General features: G+C 57.8%; 7 protein-coding genes, 2 tRNA genes and 2 rRNA genes. 2 read left to right on the forward strand and 9 right to left on the reverse strand.

Annotated features, from left to right (window positions below; translation table 11 throughout):
• Window positions 1–19: 19 nt before the first annotated feature.
• The 4 genes from ilvM to J9788_RS21895 all read right to left on the reverse strand — a co-directional run bounded on the left by ilvM (window position 20) and on the right by J9788_RS21895 (window position 3,527).
• Window positions 20–277: an acetolactate synthase 2 small subunit gene (gene ilvM / locus J9788_RS21880; protein WP_004929955.1), complete on the reverse strand. Its 258-nt coding sequence runs from the start codon at window positions 275–277 to the stop codon at window positions 20–22.
• Complete coding sequence (gene ilvG / locus J9788_RS21885; protein WP_182265676.1) at window positions 274–1,920, reverse strand: acetolactate synthase 2 catalytic subunit; 1,647 nt, start codon at window positions 1,918–1,920, stop codon at window positions 274–276. The genes ilvM and ilvG overlap by 4 nt, the downstream gene beginning before the upstream one ends.
• A gap of 142 nt (window positions 1,921–2,062) precedes the next feature.
• Window positions 2,063–2,161 carry an ilv operon leader peptide gene (ilvL, locus tag J9788_RS21890; protein WP_013814970.1) on the reverse strand — a complete coding sequence of 33 codons (99 nt, stop codon included), beginning with the start codon at window positions 2,159–2,161 and terminating at the stop codon, window positions 2,063–2,065.
• A gap of 133 nt (window positions 2,162–2,294) precedes the next feature.
• Complete coding sequence (locus J9788_RS21895; RefSeq protein ID WP_182265675.1) at window positions 2,295–3,527, reverse strand: MFS transporter; 1,233 nt, start codon at window positions 3,525–3,527, stop codon at window positions 2,295–2,297.
• A 341-nt stretch (window positions 3,528–3,868) separates the two neighbouring features.
• Between J9788_RS21895 and J9788_RS21900 the strand changes: the two genes are divergently transcribed.
• Window positions 3,869–5,392, forward strand: a complete 1,524-nt coding sequence (locus tag J9788_RS21900) for a YifB family Mg chelatase-like AAA ATPase (protein WP_182265674.1) — start codon at window positions 3,869–3,871, stop codon at window positions 5,390–5,392.
• Between the two features lie 28 nt (window positions 5,393–5,420).
• Here J9788_RS21900 and J9788_RS21905 read toward each other — a convergent pair whose 3' ends face one another.
• Window positions 5,421–5,759, reverse strand: coding sequence for a DUF413 domain-containing protein (locus J9788_RS21905; protein WP_004929946.1), 339 nt, complete (start codon window positions 5,757–5,759; stop codon window positions 5,421–5,423).
• Between the two features lie 119 nt (window positions 5,760–5,878).
• On the opposite strand from J9788_RS21905, the gene hdfR reads away from it, so the two are divergent.
• Complete coding sequence (gene hdfR, locus J9788_RS21910; RefSeq protein WP_033645382.1) at window positions 5,879–6,706, forward strand: HTH-type transcriptional regulator HdfR; 828 nt, start codon at window positions 5,879–5,881, stop codon at window positions 6,704–6,706.
• A 269-nt stretch (window positions 6,707–6,975) separates the two neighbouring features.
• Here the strand turns inward: hdfR and J9788_RS21915 are convergent.
• From J9788_RS21915 to J9788_RS21930, 4 genes are all read right to left on the reverse strand, one after another.
• Window positions 6,976–7,051 (reverse strand) — tRNA-Trp (locus J9788_RS21915).
• A gap of 51 nt (window positions 7,052–7,102) precedes the next feature.
• Window positions 7,103–7,179, reverse strand: a tRNA-Asp gene (locus tag J9788_RS21920).
• Between the two features lie 94 nt (window positions 7,180–7,273).
• Window positions 7,274–7,389: ribosomal RNA gene (gene rrf / locus J9788_RS21925) — 5S ribosomal RNA — on the reverse strand.
• 102 nt (window positions 7,390–7,491) lie between these two features.
• A 23S ribosomal RNA gene (locus J9788_RS21930) occupies window positions 7,492–7,725 on the reverse strand; the annotation flags it as partial.

The raw sequence follows: 7,725 nt of genomic DNA on the forward strand, positions 1-7,725 counted from the left end.
ATTTATCCTTCTCGGCGCCTCAGGCGCGTATTTGTTGTGATGTTGGCTGCTGGATCTCGACGCAGGAGACGTCCATCAGTTTGCTTAATTGAGATGACAACAGGGCGACCGGACGCGGGCTGGCAACGGTCAGTTCGATATTGATGCTGTCAGCGTTGGCCGGGGAAACCATATTCATAGCACAAACCTGAAAGCCGCGATGACGCACGACCCGCAATACGCGCTCTAACATTTCGGGGCGAAAACGCGCCTGGATCGAGAGTTGATGCTGCATCATGATATTTCCTCCAACATGGTTTCGTTGCCAGCGCCCGGCGGCACCAGCGGCCAGACGTTTTCGAGTTCGTCGATAGAGACCTGCAGCAGATAAGGGCCTTCGGTGTTGAACAGCGCCTCGAGGGCGCCCTCCACCTGATCCTTGCGGCTGATGCGCTGGCCGGGAATGCCGAAGGCGGCGGCCAGCATCAGGAAGTCGGGGTTATCGGACAGGTTGGTTTCGCTGTAGCGGCCGTCGAAGAACAGCTGCTGCCATTGACGCACCATTCCGAGGCGCTGGTTGTCCAGCAGCACGATTTTGAGCGGCAGCTGCTTGCGCTTGATGGTGCCCAGTTCCTGCACGTTCATCATGAAGGAGCCATCGCCCGAGACGCAGATCACCGTATCTTGCGGGCGGGCAATCTGAGCGCCTACCGCGGCCGGCACGCCGAATCCCATGGTGCCGAGGCCGCTGGAGGTGATGAAATTCTCCGGGCGCTCGAACGTCATGTGCTGCGCGCTCCACATCTGGTGCTGACCGACGTCGGTGGTCACTACGCTGTTGGCCGGCTTGCGGGCGGACAGCTGGCGCAAGAACAGCGGCGCAAAGATCGGCTGGCCGGGGTGATCGTAGCGGCAGGCGTGCTCGGCTTTCAGCGCCGTTACCCGCTGCCGCCAGGCGGCGATGTTCAGCGGGCGCTGCAACGCCGGCAGCAACGCTTTCAGATCGCCCTGCAGGGCCACATGCGCCTGGCGCAGCTTGCTCATCTCCGCCGGATCGATGTCCATGTGGATCACTTTGGCGTGCGGCGCGAACGCGTTCAGCTTGCCGGTCACGCGGTCATCGAAACGCGCGCCGACGGCGATCAGCAGATCGCACTCCTGCACCGCCAGGTTGGCGGCCTTGGCGCCATGCATGCCCAGCATGCCGAGGTACAGCGGATCTTGCGCATCCGGCGCGCCCAGCCCCTTCAGGGTGGCGACGTTCGGCATGCGGGTCACGGCGATGAACTCGCGCAGCGCCGGCACCGCCTGCGCCATGCCCACGCCGCCGCCGACGTACAGCATCGGTTTGTGCGCCTGCGCCAGCAGCTCGGCCGCCTCGGCCAACGCCGCCGTCGGTAACGCCGGCGCTTCATCGACCGGCATCAAATGCGGATGCAGATCGCCCTGCGCCAGCTGGATGTCTTTCGGGATATCGATCAGCACCGGGCCAGGACGGCCGCCGGCGGCGATGGCGAAAGCTTCCGCCATGATGCCCGGCAAGGCATCCAGCGATTCCACCAGGAAGCTGTGCTTGGTGCAGGCCAGAGACAGGCCGAGAACATCGATCTCCTGAAAGGCATCGGTGCCAATCAGCGCGGACCCCACCTGACCGGTGATGGCGACAACGGGAACAGAATCGAGCAACGCATCCGCCAGGCCGGTGATCAGGTTGGTGGCGCCGGGGCCGGAAGTGGCGATACAGACACCGACTTTGCCGGTGGCGCGGGCATAACCGATGGCGGCCATGGCGGCGCCCTGTTCATGGCGGCACAGCAGGTGTTCCACGCCGCCGTCGTACAGCGCATCGTACACCGGCATGATTGCCCCGCCCGGATAGCCGAATACGGTATCCACACCCTGCGCACGCAACGCTTGAACTACCCACTGAGCGCCATTCATAGTTATTTCCCCGCCTTACTTCGACAACTGCAGAATTTTGTTCTGTTTTTCATCTTCCGCCCCTTGCTCCACTTTTCTCTTGCCAATAAAAAACCCCCGGACCTGACGGTGCGGGGGTTCTCTTGCGATTCCGGCTTGTTTGCTAAGCCTTTCTTCGTCCAAGTGCAGCCCCGCACGGTGGGATAATAATCACCACCACGCTAATCACGACTAGGCTAATCACTTGGGCAAAGGCTTTCATAATGGGTTTGTTCACTGTGCTCATTCAGAACTAATGCTTACAGAGGTACCACAGCCGCGCGCGACATGACAACACTTTTTTTGCGTTATTATTCGGCGCAATCTGGTCATACCTCACGCGAATCGCCCGGATTTCACACGTTGGCGCGCATACCTGGATTTTTCACCGCGCCGGTGCTGGCCTTGCCGCGCGTATCCTTGCCGAAGAACACCAACAGAGCGATCGCTACCGCCACCGTCCCGGCAACCATGGCCATCGCCAGGCCGTAATTATGCCCATGATGCTCGGCGAGGGTGGCTTGCAGCGTGGCGTTGACCGAAGCGATCAGGTTGCCCAGCTGATACACGAATCCCGGCAGCACCGCGCGGGTGTTGGCCGGCACCAGCTCGGTCAGGTAGGTCGGCACCACGCCCCAGGCGCCCTGCACCATGAATTGCATCAGAAAAGCGCCGATCCCGAGCATCAGCGAACCGCTGGAAAACGCCCAAAGCGGGATCACCGGTAACGCCAACAATGCGGCGATGATAATCGCTTTTTTGCGGCCGATTTTTTCCGATAACGAACCGAAGAAAACGCCGCCGATAATTGACGCGATATTGTAGCTAATAGCGATGATACTGACGGTTTTCGGATCGAAACCGTGCTGAACTTTCAGAAATACCGGGTATAGATCCTGCGTGCCGTGAGAGAAGAAATTGAACGCCGCCATCAGCAGCACCAGATAGCAGCACAGCTTCCAGTGGCTCTTCAACACCGGCAGCAAGGCACTGCTCTCTTTACGCTCACGCGCCGCCAGCCATACCGGCGACTCCTGCACGCAATAATAAATAAACGGCAGCAGCAGGATCGGCGCCGCGCCGATGACGAACATGCCGCGCCAGCCGACCGTTTCGAACAGCAGGCCGTACACCACCGCCGCCAGCAGATAACCGAACGGATAGCCGGCCTGGAAAATCCCTGACATCAGGCCGCGCGAGCGGTCCGGTATGGTTTCCATTGCCAATGATGACGCCACGCCCCAGATACCGCCCATCGCAACGCCGTACAACACTCGTAACAGCAAGAAGACCGTCAGCGAGGGCGCGGCGGCGGAGAGCAGCTCAAACACCGAGAAGAAGACGATATTCAGCATCAGGATCGGTTTGCGGCCATATTTTTCCGCAGCGCGTCCGAAGATCAGCGCGCCGATCGGCCGCACCGCCAGCGTGAGCAGAATCGCCAACGTGACCTGTTCCAGGCCGACGTGAAAGGATTGTGCGATGTCGCTGAGTAAGAATACCAGCACGAAAAAATCGAAAGCGTCGAGCGTCCAGCTTGAAAAACTGGCGATTGCCGCATTGCGTTGCAGCGGGGTCCAACCAAACATAGTGTTATCCCTACCGTAGAGTACGAAGTCAGGAGATTTAGCGGCTGCCGGGCAGACTGCGGCGGCGGTCGGAGTGTGTTAAAGAAGTGATTTTTCTTTTAATCAATTGTTAAATACACCCATCAAGCCTATGGCTGCAATGCGTACAGGCCGCTAATGTGTTGCAGGCTTCAGCGAATTGTTAATGGGTATTGCCACAGGCTGCGAGGCGGTTCGCACAATTTCGTTCAATTCGATGAAAATCAGTGATTATGCTGCGAGTTTCATGGAAAAAATGCCAAGAACGCCGCGCGGCATCGGGATAAATCGCGCATCATGCCGCCCTCAGCAAGGAGAGCGATATGTCACTGGCGGTAATCTATAGCCGCGCCATCATCGGCGTTCAGGCCCCTTCCGTAACGGTAGAGGTGCATATCAGCAATGGCCTGCCCGGCCTGACGCTGGTTGGCCTGCCGGAAACCACGGTAAAAGAGGCGCGCGATCGGGTGCGCAGCGCCCTGATCAACAACGGTTTCACCTTTCCCGCCCGGCGCATCACCGTCAATTTGGCACCGGCCGATCTGCCGAAAGAAGGCGGGCGCTACGATCTGCCGATTGCGCTGGCGATCCTCGCCGCCTCCGAGCAACTGCCCCTCGCACCGTTGGCACGCTACGAGTTTCTTGGCGAACTGGCGCTGTCCGGCGCGCTGCGCGCGGTCAGAGGCGCCATCCCGGCGGCGCTGGCGGCGGCTAACGCCGGGCGACAATTGGTCCTCTCGACGGACAACGCCGCCGAGGTCGGCCTGATCGCGCAGTCACAATCCCATACTGCCCAACACCTGTTGGAGGTCTGTGCCTTTTTGCTCGGCCAGGGCGAGCTGCCGGTAGCCGTCATGCCTCCCGCGGCAGACAACCCGCACGAAAACGCCGATCTGCGCGACATCATCGGCCAGGAGCAGGCCAAGCGGGCATTAGAGATCGCCGCCGCCGGCGGGCATAACCTATTGTTGATTGGGCCGCCGGGCACCGGTAAAACCATGCTGGCCAGTCGACTGACTGGCTTACTGCCGCCGCTGACGGAACCCGAGGCGCTGGAGAGCCTGGCGGTCGCCAGCTTGCAGCATCCTGTTCTCACCGCTTTGCCATGGCGCCAGAGGCCATTTCGCGCACCGCATCACAGCGCATCGATGGCGGCGTTGGTCGGCGGCGGCTCACTGCCGCGCCCGGGTGAGATATCTTTGGCGCATAACGGCGTGCTGTTTCTGGATGAGCTGCCGGAATTCCAGCGTAAGGTGCTGGATGCGCTGCGTGAACCGCTGGAATCCGGCGAGATCGTGATTTCACGCGCCAACGCCAAGGTCTGCTTCCCGGCCAAGGTGCAATTGATCGCGGCGATGAATCCCAGCCCAACCGGGCATTACCAGGGTATGCATAATCGCGCCTCGCCGCAGCAGATGCTGCGCTACCTGGCCCGGCTGTCAGGGCCTTTTCTCGATCGTTTCGATCTGTCTATCGAAGTGCCGCTGTTACCTCCAGGTACGCTCAGTAAGCGGCAAACTCAGGGAGAAAGCAGCGAGCAGGTGCGGGAAAGAGTGCGACAGGCACGCACCCGGCAGCTCGAACGCGCCGGTAAAATCAACGCGCTGTTAACCAACCGTGAAGTGGAACGGGATTGCGTGTTGCAGGCGGCAGACGCCGAGTTTTTGGAAGCGACATTAAACGCGTTGGGGTTATCGGTCCGCGCCTGGCAGCGCATCTTGAAAGTGGCGCGCACGCTGGCGGATTTGGCGGGGGATGCCGAGATCGGCAGGCACCACCTCAGCGAAGCGCTGAGCTATCGCAGTATGGACCGTCTGCTGTTACAACTGCATCGTAGTCTGGAATAGAAAATGGGGCCCGAAGGCCCCATCGTCTTTAGTCTTCGCTGTCGCTGTAATCTTCTACTGCGTCAGCCTGCGGCTTACCGCCGGACAGCGTATGGAATTTCTTCGGGCGACGTGTGCGCGCCAGATATTTAGCCCATACTTTTTCCTGCTCGGTGGCCGCTTCGCGCTCACCGCGGCACACTGCGACGAACAGCTGTTCTTCTTCAGTGGCCGGCTGGCGTTTGCCCGAGTCCAACTCGTTAAACGCGTAGCCGAAGCGCTCTAGCAATTGCGCCTCTTTAATGGTGAAATCGCCGTGACGGGAGAACCCGCGAGGGTAATGTTTATTATCAAAAAAACGATTGGTCGTGGTGAAGCTATCCGCCATCTGACACGCTCCTAATTCTCTTATGGCCGTGCTGTTTATGGCGCGGAGTATTAGATAGGCTTGACAGCGTGTAAAACAAAACATTTAAATCTTAACGACAAATTTTTTTGGAGATAGGTGTGGATACCGAATTACTGAAAACCTTTTTGGAGGTCAGTAGAACGCGTCACTTTGGCAGAGCCGCAGAATCTTTGTACTTAACGCAGTCCGCGGTCAGTTTCCGCATCCGTCAGTTAGAAAACCAGTTGGGCGCAAATTTATTTACCCGTCATCGCAATAACATCCGCCTGACGCCTGCCGGTGAGCGGCTTCTGCCCTATGCCGAAAGCCTGATGAACACCTGGCAGTTGGCGAAGAAAGAGGTCGTGCGTTCACTGCAACATACCGAGCTGTCGATCGGCGCGACTGCCTCGTTGTGGGAGGCTTATTTGACCCCCTGGTTGCAGTCTCTCTATCAACAAAGAGAGGCGCTGCAGCTCGAAGCCAGGGTGGCCTTAAGGCACTCTTTGGTAAAGCAACTGCATGAAAGGCAGCTCGATTTACTGATCACCACTGAGCCGCCAAAGATGGATGAACTGGCCAGCCAGCAGCTGGGCAATTTCTCATTACGCCTGTTCTCATCCGCGCGTCGTGACAAGCAATCCCCCATGCCGTACATCAAGCTGGAATGGGGGGCCGACTTCCACCAACAGGAAAACCGCATGTTGGAAGGTGATAACGTGCCGGTACTCACGACCACCTCGGCACACCTTACGCGTCAGTTGCTGGAAACCACAGGCGGATGCGCTTTCCTGCCCAGCCAGTGGGAAAAAGAGTATCCGCAGTTGCTTGCCGCTGCCGAGATCCCGCCGATTGTCCGCCCACTGTATGCCGTCTGGTTGCAAAACAGCGATCAACAGCCTTTGATTCGGCAATTACTTAAAATACCTTTAAATACCGCAGCCTAAAGCGCTATGGCGGCCTTAAAAGCCGCCACCGTGGTTATGGCTGTCTATCATGCCAAAAACCGCCCATCGCCTTCTGAGAGAAGAAAATGCAAAACGGTAGGAGAATCAGGTGGTCTGCGGGGGTAAAGATCGAAAGATCATAAGGCAACTCGGATCAGATAGACATCAGCATAGAGCAGCCAATGCGCTCTTTTTCAAAGCGGGAATGCTCCAAGGGAATGGATAGTAGGTAAAAAAAAACCCTTTGCTTTCGCAAAGGGTTCTTAATATGGCAGGGGCGGAGAGACTCGAACTCGCGACACCCGGTTTTGGAGACCGGTGCTCTACCAACTGAGCTACGCCCCTAAATCTCGCTTAACATTATGCCTGCTAAAAAAGCAGGCACAATTAAATAAGTGGCGGAACGGACGGGGCTCGAACCCGCGACCCCCTGCGTGACAGGCAGGTATTCTAACCAACTGAACTACCGCTCCACCGATTCTTTTACGTTGTATCTTTCGATACCGGCAATATCGCGCTTTGCGACTTGCGCATTACCAGTCGTCACACTGATAACGTTTATTTGATGCCTGGCAGTGTCCTACTCTCGCATGGGGAGACCCCACACTACCATCGGCGCTACGGCGTTTCACTTCTGAGTTCGGCATGGGGTCAGGTGGGACCACCGCGCTATTGCCGCCAGGCAAATTCGTTTTAATCAACCCGCTTCATCACGAAGCCAGTCAATCCAATCTGTCAACAAGCTGAATATTGTCTCGGTCTCACCAAAACACCTTCGGTGTTGTAAGGTTAAGCCTCACGGATCATTAGTACTGGTTAGCTCAATGCATCGCTGCACTTACACACCCAGCCTATCAACGTCTTAGTCTTAAACGTTCCTTCAGGGGCCTTGAAGGCCCAGGGAAGACTCATCTTGAGGCAAGTTTCGCGCTTAGATGCTTTCAGCGCTTATCTTTTCCGCACTTAGCTACCGGGCAATGCCATTGGCATGACAACCCGAACACCAGTGGTGCGTTCAC

The organism is Serratia sp. X10 (genome assembly GCF_017811775.1).
GTDB lineage: Bacteria > Pseudomonadota > Gammaproteobacteria > Enterobacterales > Enterobacteriaceae > Serratia > Serratia ureilytica.